The sequence below is a fragment of the Burkholderia theae genome (assembly GCF_048565265.1).
Taxonomy (GTDB): Bacteria; Pseudomonadota; Gammaproteobacteria; order Burkholderiales; family Burkholderiaceae; genus Burkholderia; species Burkholderia theae.
Window position 1 is genome coordinate 87,140 of record NZ_CP183461.1, and the last position, 23,541, is coordinate 110,680.

A 23,541-nucleotide genomic window follows, 5' to 3' on the forward strand; every position below is an offset into this window, starting at 1 on the left:
ATCGGCCAACCGTATGCAATATGTAATATTTTGAGCTACCCTCGGCATGCCGGCCATCGCCCCGTTTCTCGATGAACCGACATGGAAATACGGTATAACCGGACTGCTGCATGCCTGCCTGTCGCAACCTGACGGACTGTCGGTATGATACGGGCGACGCGTTTCTCGCCGTACTGGTAATAGACACGGGTTTTCCCGACCTTCGCGCAATTCCTTTTCGTTTCCGCACCATGAACAGACGGTTCGCTTCGATCGTGTTGATCGCCGCCGGCGCGTGGTTCGCCAGCGCAAACGCACGCGCGGATTGTTTCGACGAGGCGGCCAAATACCAGCAGGTCAATCCGCTGATCCTGCGCGCGATCGCGTGGCAGGAGTCGCACAACCGGCCCGACGCGCTGAACAAGAACACCAACGGCTCGATCGACTACGGCCTGATGCAGATCAATTCGATCCATCTGCCGACGCTGTCGCGCTACGGGATCGGCCGCGACACGCTGATGGAACCATGCAAGAACGTGTACATCGCCGCGTGGCATCTCAAACAGAAGATGAACCGCTACGGCAACACGTGGCAGGCCGTCGGCGCCTATCATTCGGAAACACCATCGCTGCGCGACAAGTACGCGCGGCAGATCGCCGGCATCCTGTCGCAATGGAAGCTGCTGCCGCCCGCGCAATGACGCTGCGCCGCGTCGCGGCCTGACGCCGTGCCGGCCGGCCGGCGCGCGTTTGATGCACAATGCGGGCTCACGCCGCAACTTCGCCCGTCCGCGGGCCGATCGCGCCCCGGAAGGGCGCCGCGGCCGCTTTTTCATTTTTTCCGTTGGTGCGTACCGCAATGAACCAGCCGTTGCCCGTCACCGTGCTGTCCGGCTTCCTCGGCGCCGGCAAGACCACGCTGCTCAACCATATCCTCGCGAACCGCGCGGGCCTGAAAGTCGCCGTGATCGTCAACGATCTCGCGGCGGTCAACATCGACGCGTCGCTTGTGCGCGACGCGCAGGCGCTGTCGCACGTCGAGGAACGCCTCGTCGAAATGTCGAACGGCTGCATCTGCTGCACGCTGCGCGACGACCTGCTCGTCGAGATCCGCAACCTCGCGTCCGAGGGCCGCTTCGACGCGATCATGATCGAATCGACCGGTATCGCGGAGCCGATGCCGATCGCCGAAACTTTCACATTCGTCGACGACGATGGCACGTCGCTGTCGAAAATCGCGCGGCTCGACACGCTCGTTACCGTGGTCGACGCATACAACTTCCTGCGCGACTACGGCTCCGACGACGCGCTCGCGACGCGCGGCATCGCCGCGTCGGAAGACGACGACCGCACGCTCGTCGAGCTGCTGATCGAGCAGATCGAATTCTGCGACGTGCTGGTGATCAACAAGGCCGACCTCGTCGCTGCCGACGAACTCACGCGCCTGCAGCACATCCTCGCGCGGCTCAATCCGCGCGCGCACCAGGTCGTGTCGACGTTCGGCAACATTCCGCTGAATGAAGTGCTGAACACGGGCCGCTTCGATTTCGACGAGGCGGCGAACGCGCCGGGCTGGCTCGCGTCGCTCGATCACGATCACACGCATTGCGACGACCCCGACTGCCACGATCAGCATCACGCGCACGTGCACGGTGAAGCCGACGAATTCGGGATCGGCAATTTTGTTTACCGCGCGCGCCGGCCGTTTCATCCGGCGCGACTCTGGGCGCTGCTGCACCAGGAGTGGCCGGGCGTGTTGCGCAGCAAGGGCTTCTTCTGGCTCGCGACGCGCAACGACATCGCGGGCTCGCTGTCGCAAGCGGGCGGCGTCTGCCGGCATGGCCCGGCGGGTCTGTGGTGGGCCGCGCAGGATCGCTCGGAATGGCCGGACGACGACGATCTGCTCGCCGAAATCCGTACCGAATGGCAGGGCGATCTCGACGATCGCACGGTCGGCGATCGCCGGCAGGAACTCGTGCTGATCGGCATCGCGCTCGACGCCGATGCATGGCGCGAGAAACTCGATGCGTGCCTGCTGACCGATGCGGAATTCGCACTCGGCGCGGCGGGATGGAGCGTGTTCGACGATCCGTTCCCGGAATGGGATGTCGATTCGCACGACGACGACGATCACGGCGACACGCAGATCGTGCACGCGTAACGGCTTGTAAAACAACCGTTAAATCTTGCAAGAGCGGCGCGGACTGTGGCGAAAATGCCGCGCGCGCCCAACAAAAAACCCGCCGAGAGGCGGGTTTTTTCTGGAACAGGCGCTGGTTTAACGCTTGTTGACGGCGTCCTTGAACGCCTTGCCAGCCGTGAACTTGACCGTCTTGGCTGCCGGGATCTTGATGGTTTCGCCGGTCTTCGGGTTGCGGCCCGTACGTGCTGCGCGCTTGCCCGAACCGAAGCTGCCGAAGCCGATCAGCTGAACCGCATCACCCTTCGACACGGCCTTCTTGATGACTTCGAGCAGCGTGTCCAGCGTTTCGCCGGTTTGAGCCTTGCTGGCGCCCGTTTGGGCGGCGACGGCGTCGATCAGTTCCTGTTTGTTCATTAAGGTTCCTTTATCAGGTTAGGTTGACACGAACAGCGCGAACGCGCCGATTATACGTGCGCGAACCGTGCCGTCGAGAGTCAGACTCCGACGGCACAGCGCCGAATCCTGGCCCGCGCGACGCGCCCTCCGGCTTGCCGGCGGCCACCCCGCGGTACGGCGTTGCTATGATAGCGCAGCGCAAACCCAATAACGACAAGGGTTTCAAAGATTTTCATCGGTATTTCGCCGAATGAATCGTCGATTGCCTGTTTTTTGACCTGCGCCAACCGGACAGGATACGCAGCGCGGTCCGCCCGTGCGCCGCCCCGTTGGCTTTTTCCAACGGCCGCTCGGACGCCCCCGCGCAATCCCTTGCCAGGCTTGGCTGCCACGTTTTTTGTTTCGCATGCCCGACCGACTTGTTCCCGCCACGCTCGCGCTTCGCGACGACGGCACGCCCGTCTCGCCCGAGTTCGGCGACCTCCATCGCGACGCGTCAGGCGCACTCGCGCACACGCATCGCACGTTCGTCGCGGGCAACGGGCTGCCGGCGCGCTGGCACGGCCGCCGCACGTTCACGGTCGTCGCGACGCGCTTCGGTGCAGGCGACAGCTTCCTGTCAACCTGGGCCGCGTGGCGCGACGATCCCGCACGCTGCGAACGGCTGCATTTCGTCTCGGTCGAGCCGCACCCGTTCTCGCGCGACGACCTGCGCCAAGTGCTTTCCCATATCGTTGCGAACACAACCATATCGGCGGACGTCGATGCTCTCGTCGACGCATGGCCGATGCTTGTGCCGGGCCTGCACCGGCTCGAATTCGACGCAGGGCGTGTGGTGCTCACGCTCGCGTTCGGCGATGCGATCGACATGTTGACGAAGCTCGTCACGCGCGCCGATGCCTTCTGTCTCGACGGCGTCGCAACATCGAACGACACGGATCAGTGGTCGAACGACGTGGTCCGTGCATTCGCGAAGATCGCCGGCGAAGGCGCGACGTTTGCGACGCATGCGCATTCCGACGCCATCAAGCATGCACTCGGCGAAGCAGGCTTCACGTATCGCGAGGTCGACGATCTGCTCGTCGGCGAATATGCGCCACGCTGGCGCTCGCGCCGGCACGAACCGCCGCGCGCGCTGCCCGTTGCGACGCGCCGCGCGATCGTGATCGGCGCGGGCCTGGCGGGCTGCGCGGTCGTCGAACGTCTGGCCGCGCGCGGCTGGGACGTCACGCTGATCGAGCGGCACGAACGGATCGCAAGCGAAGCGTCGGGCAATCCGGCCGGCGTATTCCACCCGCTGATGACACGCGACGACAACGTCGCGAGCCGGCTCACGCGCAGCGGCTTCCTGCACGCGATCACGCGCTGGCGTGCGCTCGAACGCGCAGGTCATGCGTTCGCGCGCAGCACGCACGGGATGATCCATCTCGCCGAATCGGCTGACGATTTCGCGCGGATGCGCGACGCATTCGATGCATTCGGCGCGCCGTCCGACTATGCATCGCTGCTCGATACCGATGCGGCGCGCGCCCATCTGAACCTGCCGGTCGCGCATGGCGGCCTGCGGTTTCCACAAGGCGGCGCCGTCTGGCCGGCCGGGCTTTGCGCGGCGCAATGCGCGGCGGCCGGCGAACGCGTGCGATTGCTCGCCTCCACCGGCGTCGCGCGGCTCGAGCGGCGGGGCGACACGTGGCATGCGCTCGACGCGGCGGGTAGCACGCTGGCCGAAGCCCCCGTCGTCGTGCTCGCGAACGCCGGCGACGCCGTGCGTCTCGCCGGGCTGCAGCATGTCGCGCTGCAACCGGTGCGCGGGCAGCTCACGCTGCTGCCGCCCGGCAGTGCGGCGCCGCTGCCGTGTCCGACGATCGGCGACGGTTACGCGGTACCGCTCGACGACGGCACGCTGCTGATCGGCGCGACGTTCGAACCCGACGACGTCGATCCCGCGATGCGTCCGGCCGGCCACGTCGAAAATCTCGACCGCGTACGGCACTTGCTGCCGGGCCTGATCGGCGACCTGCCCGACGTCGGCACGCTGGGCGGCCGCGTCGCGTTCCGCTGGGTCGTCGCCGACCGTCTGCCGCTGATCGGCCCGCTCGCCGACGAAGCGCAGGCCGTCGCAAATGCACGCGCGCTGAGCGGCGCCAAGGCGCGCGACCTGCCGCGCATGCCCGGGCTCTACGGCGCCTTCGGCTTCGGCTCGCGCGGCCTCGTATGGGCCGCCCTCGGCGCCGAATTGATCGCATCGCAACTCGAAGGCGAGCCGTGGCCGCTCGAGCGCGAACTCGCCGAAGCCGTCGACCCGGCACGCTTCCTGATCCGCGCACTGCGCGCTCGCCGCATCGCCTCGGCCGGCTGACCGGCCGCACGCATCCCTCACAGTTTCCCGATTTTCCTGTGCAAGGTTATCCACCCGACGCTGTGGATAACCTTGCGAAATCCACACGCACTTCGTGTGTAATCACAGTGGACGTAAACTGGGTAACTCCGCACAGCTGTGAGAGACCCCAAAAGTTGCTCAACTCAAACCTCTGTGCACGAACAGCCTGTGCAACGGGTTATGGCTTCCGCAACGCATTGATCCGTCAGCGTAAACCGAAGTTATCCACAGAACTGTGCCGGTCTTGTTAACTTCTACTACGTATATATACAAGTAAACCTTTGAAACCAAAGGCCTGAGGTGCCGCACAGCGCCGCGAGTCGATTCAATGGGTTCCAGACCGAAAAAGCTGTGGCACAATCGGTGTCCTTCGCGTTCGTTCGGCCAGGCGCCGGACATGCTTCAATGGAACGGTCGGCACGTTTTCGAATCTGAATCTTCGAGACTGCGCTGTCCGTTCACACACCAGGCCGACAATCCAGATCGGCAATCTGTGCGACGTTCCGCCGTGTGGCGGAACAGGCGGATCCCATGTCCCGCCGTCGTCGACCACAACAATCAAATTCGGGGCGACACCCAGCCGGCGCGCATCCATTTCTGACGTTTGACCCTGCGTCGCTGGCGGTTGCTTCCAAAGGAGAAGTCACCACGATGAAGTCGGCGTTCTCATTTCTGCCCAACTGGCCGCTCGCGCCGGATGCCGTGTTCTGGGCCGGGCTCGCGTTGTTCGCGGCCGGCCTGTGCGGCGAGCTGTGCTATCGCGCGTGGCGCTTGCCGCGCATTACCGGCTATGCGGTGATCGGTCTGATCGCCGGTTCGTTCGGGTTCGGCGTGATCGACGCGAGTACCGACGAAACCTCGCGACTGCTGATCGACGTCGCGCTCGGCCTGCTGCTGTTCGAACTCGGCAGCCGCCTCGACCTGCGCTGGATCCGGCGCAATCCGTGGCTTATCGCGTCGAGCCTTGCCGAAGCCACGCTGACGTTCGTGCTCGTGCTGTTCGTGATGCTCGCGCTCGGCGTATCGGGGATGGTCGCGCTCGTGCTGTCGGCGATCGCGATCGCGACGTCGCCGTCGATGGTGATCCAGCTCAAGACCGAACTGCGCGCGGAAGGGCAGGTGTCGCAGCGGCTCATCACGCTCACCGCGCTGAACAGCGTGTACGCGATCGTGCTGACCAAGCTCGTGACCAGCTGGCTCCACCAGGAAGCGTACGGCAACGTTTTCGCGACGATCCTGCAACCGCTGTACCTGATCGCCGGCTCGTTCTTCGTCGCGTACCTGGTCGCGCGTTCGTGCAATTTCCTGTTCCGCCACATGACGTCGACGATGCGCGACGAGCATTCGTTCGTCGCACTGTTCGGGCTCGTGATGCTTGCGATCGCGGTGGCACAGGCGCTGAAGCTGTCGACGCTGCTCACGCTGCTGCTCGCCGGCATCATCGTGAAGAACCTCGAAGCGCGTCCGCAGCTGTGGCCCGAGCACTTCGGCACGGCCGGCTGGCTGCTGACGGTGGTCCTGTTCGTGCTGACGCTCACGTCGTTCACGTGGGGCGACCTCGCGCTCGGCGGGCTGCTCGCGATCGTGCTGATCGTCACGCGGCTCGTCGCGAAGCTGGCCGGCGTCGTCGCGTTCGCGAAGCCGAGCGGCATCGGGATGAAGCAGGGCGTCGCGCTTGGCATCGCGCTCACGCCGATGTCCGCGCTGTCGTACCTGCTCGTCGACGATACCTACCAGCTCTATCCGAATTTCGACCCGCACCTGCGCGCGATCGTGATGTGCACGATCGTGGTCTTGCAGCTCGTCAGTCCGTTCGTCGTCTACCGATGCCTGTCGGCGGTCGGTGAACGCAGCGACAGCAACTGATTCAGGAACCTGCCATGGCACTCGAAACCTTCGTCAATTCCGAACCGTTCACGTTCGGCGTCGAACTGGAGATCCAGGTCGTCAACACGCACAACTACGACCTGACCAAGGCTGCATCCGACCTGATGCGCCTGATCCAGGGCGAAACCTTTCCGGGCAATATCACGCCGGAAATCACCGAGAGCATGATCGAGCTGTCGACCGGCATCTGCCATACGCACGAGCAGGCGGTCGGCGAGCTCCATGCGATCCGGGACGTGCTCGTGAAGGCGGCCGACCAGCTCAACGTCGGGCTCGCCGGCGGCGGCACGCACGCGTTCCAGCAATGGAGCGACCGGCAGATCTACGACGCGCCGCGCTTCCAGTACATCTCCGAGCTGTACGGCTACCTGGCCAAACAGTTCACCGTGTTCGGCCAGCACGTCCACATCGGCTGTCCCGATTCCGACAGCGCGCTGTTCCTGCTGCACTCGATGTCGCGCTTCATTCCGCACTTCATCGCGCTGTCCGCGTCGTCGCCGTTCGTGCAGAACGTCGACACGGGCTTCCAGTCGGCACGCCTGAATTCGGTGTTCGCGTTCCCGCTGTCGGGCCGCGCGCCGTTCGTGCTGACCTGGGACAGCTTCGAGGAGTACTTCACGAAGATGGTGAACACGGGCGTCGTCAACTCGATGAAGGATTTCTACTGGGACATCCGCCCGAAACCCGGCTTCGGCACGATCGAGGTGCGCGTGATGGACACGCCGCTGTCGGTCGACCGTGCGGCGGCGATCGCCTGCTACATCCAGACGCTCGCGCGCTACCTGCTGACCGACCGGCCGCTGAAGCTGTCGGAGGACGACTACCTCGTCTACACGTTCAACCGTTTCGAAGCGTGCCGTTTCGGGCTCGAGGGCACCTGCGTGAATCCTCAGACGGGTGAACGCCGCACGATCGCGGAAGACATCCTCGACACGCTCGACCGGATCGCGCCGCATGCGGCCGCGCTCGGCTCGCGCGCGGCGCTCGACGAGATCGGCGCGCTGGCGAAAGCGCGCGTGAACGACGCATCGTGGTTGAGAACCGTTTTCAAACAGGAAAAATCGCTGAACGAGACGGTCCGCCAGCAGTGCTTACGTTGGCGTGAATGAAAAAATGTTTTGCAGATTGCAGGCTCGACCGCGTCGCGATTCGCTGAACGACGCTCGGCATGGTTTCAGGCCGAAATCGTTGCCAGTCGTCCTGAAAATCTGTGGATAACCCGATATTCCGCTGCAAAGTCAACGGTCTGCGGGTGGGATAACCCGGTGGATCATTGCCATTCCCCCGATGGCCGATCCGAACCGGAAAATGTTGGCGCGCCCCGATCCGCGGGCGCGCGGCATAGCAGGCACAACGAAAAATTTCAGTTATCCAGCGATTTTCCACAGAATGCAGGGGATAACTTAGCTGTGCGATTTTCCACTGTCGCTTAGAATGTCGGCTTTGCGGACACCGGAACGACGCGTGTCTCACCGGTCGCCGCGAACGCGACCGCCGCGTGTGCCTCGCGACGGCCGTGCTGACGCACTCGCAAGAGTGCGTCTGTTTTGAGATAGACATTCGATCTCCACACTACGGCCGCTCGGCAATCCGGGCGGCGGCAAAGCGAAAAGACTATGAGCGAAGGCGTTTACGGGAACCAGGCTTCGGGACGTGTCACCCACAGCCTGCTGCGGTTGAGTACGGCCATGCGAAGCCAGGCATGGGATTGGGCGGAAGGCGCGGGCCTCACGCCGACGCAGGGCGAGATTCTCGTGCTGCTGCTGCAGCGCAAGGGTCCGATGCGGCTCGGCGAGATCGCGCGCGAGACGCAGCTCACCGCGGCCACCACGAGCGATGCGGTCAGCACGCTCGAGACGAAGGGGCTCGTCGAGAAGCGCCGTGCGCTGGACGATGGCCGCGCGCTGGCTGTGCGCCTGTCGGCCCGTGGCCGTACGGCCGCGAAGAAGGCGCTGCAATGGCCGGAATTCCTGACGAAAGCGGTCGGCAAGCTCGGCGCGGACGAGCAGGGCGCACTGTACCGCGCGCTGCTGAAGACGCTGCGCGAACTGCAGGTGGCCGGTGCGACGCCGCCGCAGCGCATGTGCGTGACGTGCGCCCACTTCCAGCCGGGCAAGCTGTCGAAGAAGACTGTGCATCACTGCGCGGCGCTCGACATCTCGATGTCCGACAGCGACCTGCGTCTCGACTGCTCGGTGCAGGAAGAAGCCGACGCGGCGACGCAGAAGAAGACCTGGAAGATTTTCGCCGGCTGACGTCCGTCGATCGACCGGGAGGCCGATGATGAACGCTGAAGTCGTGGCGATCCGCCACGTGCATTTCGAGGATCTCGGGAGCTTCGAGCAGGTGCTCGGCGAACGGGGCCGGCGGGTGCGCTACGTCGATGTCGGGTCGTCGCGGGTCGAGGTGCTCGACCCGCTCGCGCCGTCGCTGTTCGTCGTGCTCGGCGGGCCGCTCAGCGTGTACGACGATGCGCAGTATCCGACGATCGCGCCGCTCGCGGCGCTCGTGCGCCAGCGCATCGACGCAGGGCTGCCGATCCTCGGCATCTGCCTCGGCGCGCAGTTCATCGCCCGTGCGCTCGGCGCGCGCGTCTATCCGGCTGCGCAGCACGAACTCGGCTGGGCGCCGCTGACGCTCACCGACGCCGGCCGCGCGTCGCCGCTGCGCCATCTCGATGGCGCGGCGACGTCGATGCTGCACTGGCATGGCGACACGTTCGACCTGCCGGGCGGCGCGATTCATCTCGCGTCGACGCCGGCGTGCCGCCACCAGGCATTCGCGTGGGGGCAGCACGTGCTGGCGCTGCAGTGTCATCCGGAAATCCGCACGGACCGCTTCGAACCCTGGTTGATCGGGAACGCGGGCGAAATCGCCGCGACGCCCGGCATCGACGCGCGCCAGTTGCGCGCCGATACCGCGCAGCATGGCCCAGTGCTCGAGACGGCCGCGCGGCGCATGTTCGCGGAGTGGCTCGACAGCGTCGGGCTCTGACGTCGCGGGCGGCGCCGGTCGCCGCAAACCTGTTGCCCGGCCTGCATCCGTTGCAGGCCGGCGTGTCGCTGCGTCCCTCGCATTTCCAGCATCGCCGGCAAGCTGCCGGCCGCACCTGACCAACCGCTTACTGCCACGCACGCCAACTGCAGGCTTCAAGACTGCGTGCTACGCTCGTCCGCTCTTTCCCTTTCCTGGCGAGCGGCCTCCATGACTGCGCTGTTTTCCCCGTTCACGCTGCGCGGCGTGACTCTTCCGAACCGGATCGTGATCTCCCCGATGTGCCAGTATTCGGCCGAGCGCGGCGAAGCGACCGACTGGCACATGATTCACCTCGGCCATCTCGCGCTGTCCGGCGCGGGCCTGCTCTGCATCGAGGCGACCGCCGTCGAACCCGACGGGCGCATCACGCATGGCGATCTCGGCCTGTGGGACGACGTGACCGAAGCCGCGCTGAAGCCGGTGCTGGCCGCGATCCGCAAGCATTCGCCGATTCCCGTCGCGATGCAGCTGTCGCACGCGGGGCGCAAGGCGTCGAGCGCCGCGCCGTGGGAGGGTGGTCAGCTCGTGTCGGTCGCCGACGGCGGGTGGCTGCCGCACGGACCGTCGGCCGTGCCGCACAAGGACGGCGAGACGCCGCCGCTCGCGCTCGATGCCGCGGGCCTGAACCGGATCCGAGCTGCGTTCGCGGCCGCCGCGAAGCGCGCGGCGCGGCTCGGCATCGACGCGATCGAAGTGCACGCGGCGCACGGCTACCTGCTGCACCAGTTCCTGTCACCACTCGCGAACCAGCGCACCGACGAATACGGCGGCTCGCTTGAAAACCGGATGCGTTTTCCGCTCGAGATCTTCGAGATCGTGCGCGCGGCGTTTCCGGACGATCGGCCGGTCGGCGTGCGCGTATCCGCGACCGACTGGGTCGAAGGCGGCTGGGAGCTCGACGACACGATCGCGTTCGCGCACGAACTGAAGCGCCGCGGCTGCGACTGGATCGACGTGTCGTCCGGCGGCGTATCGCCGCTGCAGAAGATTCCGCTGTCGCCCGGTTACCAGGTGCCGTTCGCGCAGGCCGTGAAGCGCGCGGTCGGCATGCCGACGATCGCGGTCGGCCTGATCAACGAGCCCGCGCATGCGAACCGGCTCATCGAGTCCGGCGATGCCGATTTCGTCGCGATGGCGCGCGCGATGCTGTACGACCCGCGCTGGCCGTGGCACGCGGCGGCCGAGCTCGGCGCGCAGGTGACGGCGCCGCCGCAGTACTGGCGCTCGCAGCCGCGCGAGCACAAGGCGTTGTTCGGCGACATCGCCTTCGGCCAGCGTTGAGCGTCAAGCGCGCAATATTGCGCGCGATGTTGAACGAAGCAATCGTGAACGTGTAGGATGCAGGTGATTCGCCGCATGCCCCGACGCGGCACCACCCGGTGCCGCGTTTTCGTTTTGCGCGACGCCAGGCCGCGGTCGCGGCCGTCTTCCATTCATTCGTCTTCACAAGGATTCGTTCGATGAGTTCACGCAGGATCGCGGTGCGCCGCTCGGGAGTACACGGCAAGGGCGTATTCGCCGTGGCGCCGATCAAGGCCGGCGAGCGCGTAGTGGAATACAAGGGCGAACGAATTTCGTGGAAGGAAGCGCTGCGCCGCCATCCGCACGACCCGAGCGAGCCGAACCATACGTTCTACTTCGCACTGGACGAAGGCGGCGTGATCGACGGCAAGATCGACGGCAACAGCGCGCGCTGGATCAACCATTCGTGCGCGCCGAACTGCGAAGCCGAGGAAGTCAAAGGCCGCGTGTACATCCATGCGCTGCGCGACATCGGGCCGGAGGAGGAGCTGTTCTACGACTACGGCCTCGTGATCGATGCGAAGCTGACCAAGACGCTCAAGCGCGAATACGCGTGCCATTGCGGCGCGGCCGCGTGCCGCGGCACGCTGCTCGCGACGTCGGACGACGCCGAAAAGAAGAAAAAGAAGAAGGACAAGAAGGACGGCAAGTCCGAGTCCAAATCGAAGGACAAGAAAAGCAGGAAGTAACGCAGGCGGCGGCGCATCGTGCGCTGCCGATTCAGCGGACGGTTGCCGCGCTGCGCAGCCGTTGTTCCTGCTTCTTGATCCGGCGGGCGGGCCGGCCAACGGTCGCCCGCCCGCCGCAAATCACCCGGTTATCGCTCAACTCAGTGCGTCGATGCGGCCGCCGGCGTTTCGCTGGCCGGCTTCTCCGTATGCGCGGCGAGCGGTACCCTCACCACGAAGCGCGAGCCGCCTCCCGACGCATCCTCGTACGACACGGTGCCGCCATGCATCGCGATGATGTCGTGCACGATCGCGAGACCGAGCCCGGCGCCGGTCTCGACGCCGTTGCCGCTTTGCGCGTCGCCGCGGAAGAAGCGCTTGAACAGGTCGGCCTGCTGGTTCGCGGGAACGCCCGGGCCGTTGTCCTCGACGACGATCTCGGCGGCCGGCTGGCCGCCTTCGAGTGCGCCGCGCGCGACGTTCACCGTGATCCGCGCGCCGTCCGGCCGCGCGAGCGGCACGTATTTCAGCGCATTGTCGAGCAGGTTCGCGATCACCTCGCGCAGCAGCACGGGGTTGCCGCGCACGGTCAGCTTATGGTCGTCGCCGGGGTCGTCGCTGCGCTGGAAGCCGAGGTCGACATGCGACACGAGCGCGCGCGGCACCCATTCGGCACCCGTCTCGAACGCCATCGCCGCGAGGTCGACGTCGACGAAACGCGCGGCCTGTTCACCCGGCTCCGCACGGGCGAGCGACAGCAGCTGGTTCGACAGCCGCACCGCGCGGTCGGCGGCCGCGCGCAGCTCGCGCACCGCGGCGAAGGTCTGGTGCGGGTCGCGCGCGACGGCCGCCTGCTCGGCATGCAGCTTCACGGCCGTGAGCGGCGTGCGCAACTGGTGCGCGGCATCGGCGATGAACTTGCGCTGCGCGTCGAGCGCGGTCTTCAGGCGGCCGAGCAGCGCGTTCATCGCGCTCGTCAGCGGCCGGATCTCCAGCGGCACTTCGGTTTCGTCGACCGGCTCCAGCGACGTGTGGGTCTGCCGGTTCAGCGAATCGGCGAGATGCGTGAGCGGGCCGAGCTGCTGGTTCACGACGCGCCAGACGATGCCCCAGCCCGCGAGCAGCAGCAGCAGCAGCGGCATCATGATCGCGACGAGGAATTCGGCCGCGATCCGGTAGCGGTGCCGCACCGGCTGCGCTACCTCGACGACCATCGGCTTGCCGCCCTCGACGTCGTCGACGCGCACCTGCGCGACCCGCACCGCGCGGTTGTCGTACTCGGCCTCGAACACGTAAGCGTGATGCATGCGGCGCACGTTGATGCCCTGCAGCGGCAGCTTCGGATCGCCGGCGAGTTCCTGTTCGCCGTCGCTGATCCGGTAGATCAGCGCTTCGGCGGGATCGGAGAACATCGCCTGCGCGAGCGGCGGCACCGTGAACGGCGCGTCGGGGCCGGCGATCTGGATCTGTTTCGAGATGGCGGTCGCGAGATCGGCGAGCGAGCGGTCGATCACGTGCTGCGTGTATTGCCACGCGAGCCAGTAGGCGATCAGGCCGCTCATCAGCGCGAGCATCGACAGCGGCGCGGCGAGGCGCCGGAGCAGCGAGCGGCGCAGGCTGGTGGTCACAGCCGGATCAGGAGACATTTCGACGGGCAAATGGATAAGCGCCGCTCACGGGGAGCGGCGCGGTCGTGCGCCGGGCGACGACGCGGGGCAGGGCGCGGACGCCGGCGGCACGCGGCCGGCCGGCGTGCGGCGCCGCTCAGACGCTCGCCGTCTGGCGGATTTCCTGCAGCAGGTAGCCGAAGCCGCGCACCGTGACGATTTCGACACGGCACTGCTCGAGTTTCTTGCGCACGCGGTGCACGTAGACTTCGATCGCGGTGTCGCCGAGATCGCCGCCGAAGTGCGTGAGGTGATCCTGCAACTGGGCCTTGCTGACGACGCGGCCGTGACGCAGCAGCAGCATCTCGAGCACCGCGAATTCGCGCGGCGACAGTTCGAGCGGCTTGTCGTCGTTGAAGATGCGGCGGTCGACGCCCGACAGGCGGACGCCGCCGAGCGACACTTCCGGACGCGGCATGTCGCTGTGCGGGCCGCTGCGGCGCATCACCGCGCGGATACGCGCTTCGAGCTCGGCCGGCTCGAACGGCTTGAGCATGTAGTCGTCGGCGCCCGAATTCAGGCCCTGGATCCGGTCGTTCAACTCGTCACGCGCGGTCAGCACGATCACGGGCGTGTGGCGGTTGGTCTGGCGGAAGCGCGTGAGCAGCGTCATCCCGTCGATGCCCGGCAGGCCGAGGTCGAGGATCACGAGTTCGTGGCGGTTCTGTGCCAGCGCCTGTTCGGCAAAAATGCCGTCATGCACCATGTCGACGGTGAAGCCAGCCTGCTCGAGGCTGCTCTGGATACCGCGTGCGATGGGGCGGTCGTCTTCGATCAGAAGGAGTCGCATGAAGTTCGCTCAAGTACAATGGGTTGGCGGTTCAGGCACGCGGACAGCACGACGCCGTTTCCACAGGGGCGCCGCATCAACGACATCAAGCGTGGCGGCCAGCGAACGATTAAATCCAATCATGTCCGATATCTCGATCAACGACCTTGAAGCCGCGATCAATTTCTGGCGCGCCCGCTCGCCGTCGAGCGGCGACGAACTCAAACTCTGCGAAGAGGCCAGCGCGCTCTCCAAGCCGTATGCGCTGCTGATTGTACAGCGCGAAAGCGCGCTGCAACTGGAAGGTTTGGACCCCAAGGCGCGGAAAGCGTACGAGACTTACGTGCGCCTTAAGGATGGCTTGGAAAGCTGAAGGCTTTCGCTGACTACATCCTAGAAAACGTTCATCGAAATGAAAAGTTGACGCACCGCGCATCGAAAGATGCGCGGCGGTAGAGGGAGGCCTCAGGCGGCCGGGTGCGCGTGCGCGCCCGCACGGTCGATGAACAGCGCCAGTTCGATATCGCGTTCGGTCAGGCCGTCGGCGTCGTGGGTCGACAGCGTGACGTCGACGCGGTTGTACACGTTGAACCATTCCGGATGGTGGTTCATTTCCTGCGCCTTGATCGCGACGCGCGTCATGAAGCCGAAGGCTTCGTTGAAATCGGCGAAGCGCAGGCTGCGCTGGATCGCATCGCGGCCCGGCACGGCCGTCCAGAGCGGCAGGCCTTCGAGCCGGGTCTTGCGTTCTTCTGATGTGAGCTTGTGGATCATGTTGCACCTCTCGTTCGGTAACGGCGCCCGCGCGCGGCTGCGCCGCGCGGTGCAGCCGGCATCGGTCATTGTTTCATAGTTGTGGGACGGGCATCCGGGGACGGAGGCCGGAATGCGGCGCGCCCTTGCGTGTCACGCGTCGGCGTCGTCGGGCCAGCCTTCGCCCGTGCCGCGGTGCAGCACGCGGTCGGTCGCGAGCACCGCGCCGGCCGCGAATTCGGGCAGCGTCGCCAGCCGGTCCGCCAGCGCGCGGCCGTCGACATCGGCGAGCGCGAACAGCTGCGCGAAATCGTCGATCACGAAGTAGGTCTTCTGGAACGTATCGATCCGGTACTTCGTGCGCATCACGCGCTCGAGATCGAAACCGAGCCGGTTCGGCGCCGCGCTTTCGAGGCTGTACAGGCTTTCACCCTTGCTCGACACGATCCCGGCGCCGTAGATCGACAGCCCGTTCGTGCCGCGCGGGTCGCGGATCAGCCCGAATTCGACCGTATACCAGTAGAGCCGCGCGAGCCGCGCCAGCGCCGCTTCGTCGTCGGCGACCGCGAGCGCGGTGCGGCCGTACGCCTGCATGTAGTCGGCGAACACCGGGTCGATCAGCAGCGGCACGTGGCCGAACAGGTCGTGGAAGCAGTCGGGTTCCTGCAGGTAGTCGAGCTGGTCGGGACGGCGCATCCACCAGGTGACCGGGAAACGCCGGTTCGCGAGGTGCTCGAAGAACACGCGGTCGGGCACGAGGCCCGGCACCGCGACGATCTCCCAGCCCGTTGCCGGCTTCAGCTGGCGGTTCACGTCGGCGAACGATGGCACGCGATCGGCCGGCAGGTCGATCTTCCCGAGCCCCGCGACGAACGCATCGCCCGCGCGCCCGCGCAGCAGCGCCGACTGGCGCGCATAGAGCTGCTTCCACACCGCATGGTCGACCTGGCCGTAGCGGGCCAGCGGCTGGTCGATGGTGAAATCCGCGCGGGTTTCGAGGCCCGCGTCAAACTGCTCCTGCAGTTTCGCGGTGACGACGGTGGACATGATCAGGCTCTGCACGATGTGGTTGGGAACCATGCAAGTGTAGAGCGGCCTGCGCGCGGAATGGGCGCAATATTGGCGTTGATTCGCATGATGATGCGATAATTGCGCATCAAATCACGAATCAATGCGGAGAATGCTCATGCTGGAACTCGATCACTTCGATCTCGCGCTGCTGGACGTGCTGCAGCGCTTCGGTCGCGCGACGCATCAGCAGCTCGGCGAGGAGGTGCCGCTGTCGCCGTCGCAGATCGGCCGGCGGCTGCAGCGGCTCGAGGCGGCGGGCGTGATCGAAGGCTACCGCGTGATGCTGCGCCCCGAAAAGCTCGGGCTCGGCGTGACCGCGTTCACGAGCCTGAAGCTGAAACACCATGGCGATTCGATCATCGAGCAGTTCCAGCAGCAGATCGACGTGCTGCCCGAAGTGCTCGAATGCCATGCGGTGGTGGGCGACGCCGATTATCTGCTGCGGATCGTCGCGCCGGACCTGAACGCGCTTTCGCAGTTCGTGATGAAGAAGCTGATGCGCGTGCCGGGCGTCGACAGCGTGCGCTCGAACATCGTGCTGACGACCTTCAAGCGCAACGGCGCACTGCCGCTCGCGCACCTGGCGCCCGGCGCCGCGTGACGCGGCACCGGGGCTGAGGGCGGCGCGTACTGCGCCGCCGGCAGGGCCGGATCAGGCGGCCTCGTGCGGCGTGTCCGCGTTCAGCAGGTCGACGTACGCGACCGCGACGAGATCGTCCTGCGACACGCCGAGCTTCGTGAACACGTCGTGCGCTTCGGCTTCACCGCCGGCTTCGTCGTCGTCGGGGCCGAGCACGACTTCCAGTTCGATGAAGTCGCCGAGGCCGTCGACGCGGTCGAGGTGAATGCGCGTGCGGCCCGCGAGGTATACGTGCCGTTCCTTCGTCACGATCCCGCGGGTGGTCAGTGCGGTGGCGAGCAGCGCGTGCATCGCGTCGGGATTCGTCACCGGGCTGCGCGTGTAGTACGACGCCTTCGGGCCGTCGCGGTCGTCGCGCTGGTAGAAGATCAGTTCGGCCGGCGTGCCGTCCTCGAAGCGGCGCAGCTTCAGCCGGCCGCGCGGCACGTCATAGAAGAAATCCTGCTGGCGGTAGAACAGCGGCGCTTCGGTCGCGAGCGTCGCCGCGCGTTCGCGCAGCTGGTCGAATGCGCGGGCGCGGGCTTTGATCTCGATGTTGCGGGCCATGCGGGTCTCCTTCGATAAGGGATCTCGCGGTGTGCGAACGCACAATCTAGCAAAAAGGCGGGGATGGTGGCGTGACGACAGGCGGGGGGCGTGGCGAGATGACGCGTGTTGCGCGCGACGCCGGCGCCCGGTGCGTGGCGGCCGCGCCTTCATCAGCACCGCTCATATCGCCCACTGGGCTTCGATCAGCCGCAGCGCGGCCGCGATCGCCGGTTCGTCGCGCCGCGCGGCGAGCGTCACGAACGTCAGTTCGGTCGGCACGGTCACGCGCTCGACGATCGTCAGCGCATGCGCGTGCGCTTCGGCCAGCGCGGTCGAGTCGCGCGCGAGCGTCAGCCCGATTCCCGATTTGACGAGATCGAGCATCGACTGCTCCTGGTCGACCTCGGCAACCTTCACGGGCTGCGCGCCGGCGTTCGCGAAGCGCCGCGACAGCAGCCGGTGGTGCGCGGACGCCGGCGGCGTCCAGATCCACGGCAGCGCGGCGAGCGCGCGCCAGTCGTGCGCGCGCTGCACGCGCTCCTTCCAGCCGGCCGGTGCGAGCACGCGGTACTGGAAATGCGTGAGCGTGACGGTATGGAACAGTGCGCCGTCGAGCGGGTCGTCCTCGCCCGGCCGGCCGATGTAGTAGCCGACGTCGAGCGCCTGCGCGCGCACCTGTTCGATCACCCAGCCCGACATTCCGTGCCGCAGCGCCGTCTCGATCTGCGGATGGGTCTCGACCAGCGCGCGCAGGAAGCCGCCGAGCCGCAGGAAGCCCGGATCGAGGATCGTGCCGATCCGCAGCCGGCCGCGCACTTCGTGCCGCAGCGCAGCAGCGGCGCGCTGCACGTCGGCGGCCGCGGCGAGCGCGCGTTCCGCATGCGGCAGCAGCGTCTGGCCGTCGCGCGTGAGCGCGAGGCCACGCGACGTGCGCGTGAACAGCGCGACGCCGAGCGTTTCCTGCAGATGCTTGATCTGCAGGCTGACGGCCGGCTGCGTCAGGTGCAGTTGCGCGGCGGCGCGTGTCAGGTTGCCTTCGCGCGCGACCGTCGCGAACGCGCGGAGCAGGGTGAGATCCATCGTCGTGATATGAGCGCGGCTTATAACGCAGTTCAGCATAACTCATTGGATCGGCGGCCGGCTGCCGGAGTACGCTTCAGCGGTCGTGGCGCGTGGCCCGCATCCGGCCGGGAGTCCTGCAGGGTAGGCAGGCACTGCCGCAAGCGCGGCCCGCGACGCACTATGCTGGAAATGACACGCGGCACACAACAACGAGATTTGGATGGGCCGGAGGAAGCGCTGAAGCGCAAACTAGGCTCAACTGGAGACACAAGTGACTACTCAACGCACGCTCGAAGGCGAATTCGATTACGTGATCGTCGGCGCGGGCACCGCGGGCTGCGTGCTCGCGAACCGCCTGACCGAGGATCCCGACATCCGCGTGCTGCTCCTCGAAGCGGGCGGCAAGGACGACTATCACTGGATCCATATCCCGGTCGGCTATCTGTATTGCATCGGCAACCCGCGCACCGACTGGCTGTACAAGACGCAGCCCGAAGCGGCGCTCAACGGCCGCGCGCTGTCGTATCCGCGCGGTCGCGTGCTCGGCGGCTGCTCGTCGATCAACGGCATGATCTACATGCGCGGCCAGCGCGAGGATTACGACAGCTGGGCGCAGGAAACGGGCGACGCCGGCTGGTCGTGGGACAGCGTGCTGCCGATCTTCAAGCGCAGCGAGGATCACCACGCGGGCGCGAGCGACGCGCACGGCGCGGGCGGCTACTGGCGCGTCGAGAAGCAGCGGCTGCGCTGGGAGATCCTCGAGTCGTTCGCGCAGGCCGCGCAGCAGACGGGCATCCCGGCGACCGACGATTTCAATCGCGGCGACAATTCCGGGGTCGGCTATTTCGAGGTGAACCAGAAGCGCGGCGTGCGCTGGAATACGTCGAAGGCGTTCCTGCGGCCCGCGATGGCGCGCCCGAATCTGACCGTGATCACCGGCGCGCAGGCGCAGCGCGTGATCTTCGAAGGGCGGCGCGCGGTCGGCGTCGAGTATCACGGCGGCGGCACCGATTACGTCGCGCGGGCGAGCGCGGAAGTGCTGCTGACGTCCGGCGCCGTGAATTCGCCGCAATTGCTCGAACTGTCGGGGGTCGGCAGCGGCCGACGGCTGCAGGCGCTCGGCATCGACGTCGTGCACGATCTGCCCGGCGTCGGCGAAAACCTGCAGGATCACCTGCAATTGCGGATGGCGTTTCGCGTCGAAGGCGTGCGCACGCTCAACACGCTGTCCGCGCACTGGTGGGGCAAGCTGATGATCGGCGCGGAATATGCGTTGCTGCAGCGCGGGCCGATGTCGATGGCGCCGTCGCAGCTCGGCGCGTTCGCGAAATCCGATCCCGACGATCCCGCGCTCACGCGGCCCGATCTCGAATACCACGTGCAACCGCTGTCGCTCGAACGCTTCGGCGAGCCGTTGCACAGCTTCAACGCGTTTACGGCGTCCGTCTGCCATCTGCGGCCGACGTCGCGCGGTAGCGTGCACATCGCGAGCGCCGATCCGGGCATGGCGCCCGCGATCGCGCCGAACTATCTGTCGACCGAGCACGATCGCCATGTCGCCGCGAACGCGCTGCGCCTCACGCGCCGGATCGCGTCCGCGCCGGCGCTCGCGCGCTATCGTCCCGAGGAAATCCTGCCGGGCGCGCAGTACCGGACCGAGGCCGAGCTGATCGCGGCGGCCGGCGCCGTCGGCACGACGATCTTTCATCCGGTCGGCACCTGCCGGATGGGGCGTGCCGATGACGAACGCGCGGTGGTCGACAGCCGGCTGTGCGTGCGCGGTATCGCCGGGCTGCGGATCGTCGATGCATCGGTGATGCCGTTCATTACATCGGGCAACACCAATTCGCCGACGCTGATGATCGCCGAGCGCGCGAGCGACATGATCCGTGCCGATCGCCGCGCGGCGCGCGAAGCGACGACGGTGCGAACCGACGCGGCGGTGACGGTCGCGTGACGGAACGCTGACGCGCACGACAGCGGGCCGTCATGATGGCGTCCGCTGATTCGATATGCGAAACAAGCTGCCGTTGCGTCGCGCGTGTCGATTGCGGCGATTCGAACGGCAAGATCCATGCAAGCCGCGCGGTTGCGCGGCTTTTTTGTTGCGCGCGTGCAGGGCCGTGCGGATGGTCAACGGACGATGATGCACGTGTCAAAAAAGCGTGGCGAAAAACCGTGCACAGCCCATACGGCATGGCGGCCAGCCATATAAGTGCAAATCCCGATGATTGCACTGCACCAACGGCGCGACAATGTTGCGCAATGTGCATACGCGTCGGCGCGGGAGACCACCCTCGAGGCGTACCACGGCGCCCGGGGGCAGCCGGCCGATCCGCTGACCTGTTCGCGGGCGCTTGCGCCACGCTTCCCGGTGCTTCGCCTGACTTCGTACGGAAGGGAACATGATTCTCGGCGACACGATTCTGGAAACACGCGGACTGACGAAGGAATTCAGGGGTTTCACCGCCGTAAACGGCGTCAATCTGCGTGTGCGTCGCGGCGCGATCCATGCGCTGATCGGGCCCAACGGCGCGGGCAAGACGACCTGCTTCAACCTCCTCACCAAGTTCCTGACACCGACGGCCGGCCAGATCGTCTTCAACGGGATCGACATCACCGACGAGCGGCCCGCGCAGGTTGCGCGGCGCGGCATCATCCGTTCGTTCCAGATCTCGGCCGTGTTCCCGCACCTGACCGCGCTGCAGAACGTGCGCATCGGCCTGCAACGCGCGCTCGGCACCGAATTCCATTTCTGGCGCAGCGAACGCACGCTGAAGCGGCTCGACGATCGCGCGATGGACCTGCTCACGCAGGTCGGCCTCACCGATTTCGCGCAGGTACCGACCGTCGAGCTGGCATACGGCCGCAAGCGCGCGCTCGAGATCGCGACGACGCTCGCGATGGAACCCGAATTGATGCTGCTCGACGAGCCCACGCAGGGGATGGGCCACGAGGACGTCGACCGCGTGACCGCGCTGATCAAGAAGGTCGCGAGCGGCCGCACGATCCTGATGGTCGAGCACAACATGAACGTGATCGCGGGTATCTCCGACACGATCACCGTCCTGCAACGCGGCGAGGTGCTGGCCGAAGGCTCGTATGCGGAGGTGTCGAAGAATCCGCTCGTCATCGAGGCCTACATGGGCAGCGCCGACGCGGCGCTCGCGGGGGCGCACGCATGAAGCACAGCGAACGGGAGGAACGCGAATTGAGCGGCGTCGAAAGCGGTACGCCCGCGCTGGAGATCACGGGCCTGGAGGCCTGGTACGGGGAATCCCACATATTGCACGGTGTCGACCTCACGGTGCACCGCGGCGAGGTCGTCACGCTGCTCGGCCGCAACGGCGCGGGCCGCACGACGACACTGCGCGCGATCATGGGCCTCACGGGCCGCCGCAGCGGGTCGATCAAGGTCGCGGGCAACGAGACGATCGGCCTCGCGACGCACCGCATCGCGCATTTCGGCGTCGGCTACTGCCCGGAGGAACGCGGGATCTTCTCGAGCCTGTCGTGCGAGGAGAACCTGATGCTGCCGCCGCCGATCGGGCCGCGCGAACACGCGATGTCGCTCGACGAGATCTACGCGATGTTTCCGAACCTCGCGTCGCGCCGGCAGAGCCAGGGTACGCGGCTGTCCGGCGGCGAACAGCAGATGCTTGCGGTCGCGCGGATCCTGCGCACCGGCGCGAGCCTGCTGTTGCTCGACGAAATTTCCGAAGGCCTCGCGCCGGTGATCGTGCAGACGCTCGCACGGATGATCGTCGCGCTGAAGGCGCGCGGCTACACGATCGTGATGGTCGAACAGAATTTCCGCTTCGCCGCGCCGCTCGCCGACCGCTTCTACGTGATGGAGCACGGCACGATCGTCGAGCATTTCCATGCGTCCGAACTGGAAGGCAAGATGCCGACCCTGCACGACCTGCTCGGGGTGTGACGCCGCCCCGTATCTTTTGCCGCTAGCCGTGGCGGCCCTCGAACAACCACAACGCATCAGAACAACAAGGAGACGTCAATGAAAATGAAGACCCTCGCACACGCTTGTCTCGCGCTCGCGACCGCCGCGTTCACTGCCGGCGCCGCCCAAGCCGCGGATACCGTGAAGATCGGCTTCATCACCGACATGTCGGGGCTTTACGCGGACATCGACGGGCAGGGCGGCCTCGAGGCGATCCGCATGGCGGTCGCCGACTTCGGCGGCAAGGTGCTCGGCAAGCCGATCGAGGTCGTCTATGCCGATCACCAGAACAAGGCCGACATCGCCGCGTCGAAGGCGCGCGAATGGATGGATCGCGGCGGGCTCGACCTGCTGGTCGGCGGCACGAACTCGGCGACGGCGCTGTCGATGAACCAGGTCGCGGGCGAGAAGAAGAAGGTCTACATCAACATCGGCGCGGGGGCCGACACGCTGACCAACGAGCAGTGCACGCCGTACACCGTCCACTACGCGTACGACACGATGGCGCTCGCGAAGGGCACCGGATCGGCGGTGGTGAAGCAGGGCGGCAAGTCCTGGTTCTTCCTGACCGCCGACTATGCGTTCGGCAAGGCGCTCGAGAAGAACACGTCGGATGTCGTGAAGGCGAACGGCGGCCAGGTGCTCGGCACGGTGCGTCACCCGCTGTCCGCGTCGGACTTCTCGTCGTTCCTGTTGCAGGCGCAATCGTCGAAGGCGCAGATCCTCGGCCTCGCGAACGCGGGCGGCGACACGATCAACTCGATCAAGGCCGCGAAGGAGTTCGGCATCACGAAGACGATGAAGCTCGCCGCGCTGCTGATGTTCATCGACGACGTGCACAGCCTGGGCCTCGAGACGACGCAGGGCCTCGTGCTGACCGACAGCTGGTACTGGAATCGCGACGCGGCGTCGCGCCAGTGGGCGCAGCGCTACTTCGGCAAGATGAAGAAGATGCCGTCGAGCCTGCAGGCGGCCGACTACTCGTCGGTGACGACCTACCTGAAGGCCGTCCAGGCCGCCGGCACGACCGACTCCGACAAGGTGATGGCCGAGCTGAAGAAGATCAAGATCAACGACTTCTACGCGAAGGGCTACATCCGCACGGACGGCAGCATGATCCACGACATGTACCTGATGGAAGTGAAGAAGCCGTCGGAATCGAAGGAGCCGTGGGACTACTACAAGGTGCTCGCGACGATTCCGGGCGAGCAGGCGTTCGGGACCAAGCAGGAGACGCGCTGCGCGCTGTGGAAGTAAGCGAAACGTAGCGGCGCGCGCGGGCGCGCCGCGCAGTGGCGGCTG

The 23,541-nt window shown here is 66.3% G+C and carries 22 protein-coding genes; 15 read left to right on the forward strand and 7 right to left on the reverse strand.

The features are described 5' to 3' along the window. The first annotated feature begins 230 nt into the window (after window positions 1-230). Both ACN22W_RS00400 and ACN22W_RS00405 read left to right on the forward strand, forming a co-directional pair. Window positions 231-680, forward strand: coding sequence for a lytic transglycosylase domain-containing protein (locus tag ACN22W_RS00400; RefSeq protein ID WP_129513343.1), 450 nt, complete (start codon window positions 231-233; stop codon window positions 678-680). Between the two features lie 146 nt (window positions 681-826). Then, entirely contained in the window at window positions 827-2,140 is a 1,314-nt protein-coding gene (locus ACN22W_RS00405; RefSeq protein WP_419687346.1) for a GTP-binding protein, read from the forward strand. Window positions 2,141-2,257: 117 nt separating this feature from the next. Here ACN22W_RS00405 and ACN22W_RS00410 read toward each other — a convergent pair whose 3' ends face one another. Then, a complete protein-coding gene (locus ACN22W_RS00410) occupies window positions 2,258-2,536 on the reverse strand; it encodes an HU family DNA-binding protein (RefSeq protein WP_006401505.1) in 279 nt (92 codons plus the stop codon). A gap of 388 nt (window positions 2,537-2,924) precedes the next feature. Between ACN22W_RS00410 and mnmC the strand changes: the two genes are divergently transcribed. From mnmC to ACN22W_RS00445, 7 genes are all read left to right on the forward strand, one after another. Beyond that, window positions 2,925-4,877 carry a bifunctional tRNA (5-methylaminomethyl-2-thiouridine)(34)-methyltransferase MnmD/FAD-dependent 5-carboxymethylaminomethyl-2-thiouridine(34) oxidoreductase MnmC gene (gene mnmC / locus ACN22W_RS00415; RefSeq protein WP_419685688.1) on the forward strand — a complete coding sequence of 651 codons (1,953 nt, stop codon included), beginning with the start codon at window positions 2,925-2,927 and terminating at the stop codon, window positions 4,875-4,877. A 672-nt stretch (window positions 4,878-5,549) separates the two neighbouring features. Then, complete coding sequence (locus ACN22W_RS00420) at window positions 5,550-6,764, forward strand: cation:proton antiporter (RefSeq protein WP_412022737.1); 1,215 nt, start codon at window positions 5,550-5,552, stop codon at window positions 6,762-6,764. Window positions 6,765-6,778: 14 nt separating this feature from the next. Next, window positions 6,779-7,894 (forward strand): YbdK family carboxylate-amine ligase, encoded by a 1,116-nt coding sequence (locus ACN22W_RS00425; RefSeq protein ID WP_343494392.1) that lies wholly within the window; start codon window positions 6,779-6,781, stop codon window positions 7,892-7,894. Between the two features lie 507 nt (window positions 7,895-8,401). Beyond that, entirely contained in the window at window positions 8,402-9,040 is a 639-nt protein-coding gene (locus tag ACN22W_RS00430) for a MarR family winged helix-turn-helix transcriptional regulator (protein WP_043184842.1), read from the forward strand. Window positions 9,041-9,068: 28 nt separating this feature from the next. After that, the gene (locus tag ACN22W_RS00435) at window positions 9,069-9,779 is read left to right on the forward strand and encodes a glutamine amidotransferase (protein WP_129513348.1); all 711 of its coding nucleotides are present in this window, start codon (window positions 9,069-9,071) and stop codon (window positions 9,777-9,779) included. 210 nt (window positions 9,780-9,989) lie between these two features. Next, on the forward strand, window positions 9,990-11,102 hold the full coding sequence (locus ACN22W_RS00440) for an NADH:flavin oxidoreductase/NADH oxidase (protein ID WP_419685689.1): 1,113 nt from the start codon (window positions 9,990-9,992) through the stop codon (window positions 11,100-11,102). 179 nt (window positions 11,103-11,281) lie between these two features. Beyond that, window positions 11,282-11,812 carry an SET domain-containing protein gene (locus ACN22W_RS00445; protein WP_412022734.1) on the forward strand — a complete coding sequence of 177 codons (531 nt, stop codon included), beginning with the start codon at window positions 11,282-11,284 and terminating at the stop codon, window positions 11,810-11,812. Between the two features lie 140 nt (window positions 11,813-11,952). Here the strand turns inward: ACN22W_RS00445 and ACN22W_RS00450 are convergent, their stop codons facing one another. Both ACN22W_RS00450 and ACN22W_RS00455 read right to left on the reverse strand, forming a co-directional pair. Then, window positions 11,953-13,437: a sensor histidine kinase gene (locus ACN22W_RS00450; protein ID WP_419685691.1), complete on the reverse strand. Its 1,485-nt coding sequence runs from the start codon at window positions 13,435-13,437 to the stop codon at window positions 11,953-11,955. 118 nt (window positions 13,438-13,555) lie between these two features. Beyond that, window positions 13,556-14,248 carry a response regulator transcription factor gene (locus ACN22W_RS00455; protein ID WP_006401494.1) on the reverse strand — a complete coding sequence of 231 codons (693 nt, stop codon included), beginning with the start codon at window positions 14,246-14,248 and terminating at the stop codon, window positions 13,556-13,558. A gap of 121 nt (window positions 14,249-14,369) precedes the next feature. On the opposite strand from ACN22W_RS00455, the gene ACN22W_RS00460 reads away from it, so the two are divergent. Then, window positions 14,370-14,600, forward strand: a complete 231-nt coding sequence (locus tag ACN22W_RS00460; protein ID WP_034183818.1) for a DUF3717 domain-containing protein — start codon at window positions 14,370-14,372, stop codon at window positions 14,598-14,600. A gap of 92 nt (window positions 14,601-14,692) precedes the next feature. On the opposite strand, the gene ACN22W_RS00465 is transcribed toward ACN22W_RS00460, so the two are convergent. Next, the gene (locus ACN22W_RS00465) at window positions 14,693-15,001 is read right to left on the reverse strand and encodes a 4a-hydroxytetrahydrobiopterin dehydratase (RefSeq protein WP_048247945.1); all 309 of its coding nucleotides are present in this window, start codon (window positions 14,999-15,001) and stop codon (window positions 14,693-14,695) included. A 132-nt stretch (window positions 15,002-15,133) separates the two neighbouring features. Further along, window positions 15,134-16,060 (reverse strand): phenylalanine 4-monooxygenase, encoded by a 927-nt coding sequence (phhA, locus tag ACN22W_RS00470; RefSeq protein ID WP_419685692.1) that lies wholly within the window; start codon window positions 16,058-16,060, stop codon window positions 15,134-15,136. Between the two features lie 106 nt (window positions 16,061-16,166). Here phhA and ACN22W_RS00475 point away from each other — a divergent pair, with 106 nt between their 5' ends. After that, on the forward strand, window positions 16,167-16,652 hold the full coding sequence (locus ACN22W_RS00475) for an Lrp/AsnC family transcriptional regulator (protein WP_006408082.1): 486 nt from the start codon (window positions 16,167-16,169) through the stop codon (window positions 16,650-16,652). Window positions 16,653-16,703: 51 nt separating this feature from the next. Here ACN22W_RS00475 and ACN22W_RS00480 read toward each other — a convergent pair whose 3' ends face one another. Then, on the reverse strand, window positions 16,704-17,237 hold the full coding sequence (locus ACN22W_RS00480; protein ID WP_129513353.1) for a class IV adenylate cyclase: 534 nt from the start codon (window positions 17,235-17,237) through the stop codon (window positions 16,704-16,706). A 162-nt stretch (window positions 17,238-17,399) separates the two neighbouring features. Next, window positions 17,400-18,299 carry a LysR family transcriptional regulator gene (locus ACN22W_RS00485; RefSeq protein ID WP_419685695.1) on the reverse strand — a complete coding sequence of 300 codons (900 nt, stop codon included), beginning with the start codon at window positions 18,297-18,299 and terminating at the stop codon, window positions 17,400-17,402. 253 nt (window positions 18,300-18,552) lie between these two features. Between ACN22W_RS00485 and ACN22W_RS00490 the strand changes: the two genes are divergently transcribed. From ACN22W_RS00490 to ACN22W_RS00505, 4 genes are all read left to right on the forward strand, one after another. Further along, window positions 18,553-20,238, forward strand: a complete 1,686-nt coding sequence (locus ACN22W_RS00490) for a GMC family oxidoreductase (RefSeq protein ID WP_419685697.1) — start codon at window positions 18,553-18,555, stop codon at window positions 20,236-20,238. Window positions 20,239-20,686: 448 nt separating this feature from the next. Next, on the forward strand, window positions 20,687-21,466 hold the full coding sequence (locus tag ACN22W_RS00495) for an ABC transporter ATP-binding protein (RefSeq protein WP_021160426.1): 780 nt from the start codon (window positions 20,687-20,689) through the stop codon (window positions 21,464-21,466). Further along, the gene (locus tag ACN22W_RS00500) at window positions 21,463-22,218 is read left to right on the forward strand and encodes an ABC transporter ATP-binding protein (RefSeq protein ID WP_419685699.1); all 756 of its coding nucleotides are present in this window, start codon (window positions 21,463-21,465) and stop codon (window positions 22,216-22,218) included. The genes ACN22W_RS00495 and ACN22W_RS00500 overlap by 4 nt, the downstream gene beginning before the upstream one ends. A gap of 78 nt (window positions 22,219-22,296) precedes the next feature. Continuing rightward, window positions 22,297-23,496 carry an ABC transporter substrate-binding protein gene (locus ACN22W_RS00505; protein WP_193097388.1) on the forward strand — a complete coding sequence of 400 codons (1,200 nt, stop codon included), beginning with the start codon at window positions 22,297-22,299 and terminating at the stop codon, window positions 23,494-23,496. The last annotated feature ends 45 nt before the right edge of the window (window positions 23,497-23,541 follow it).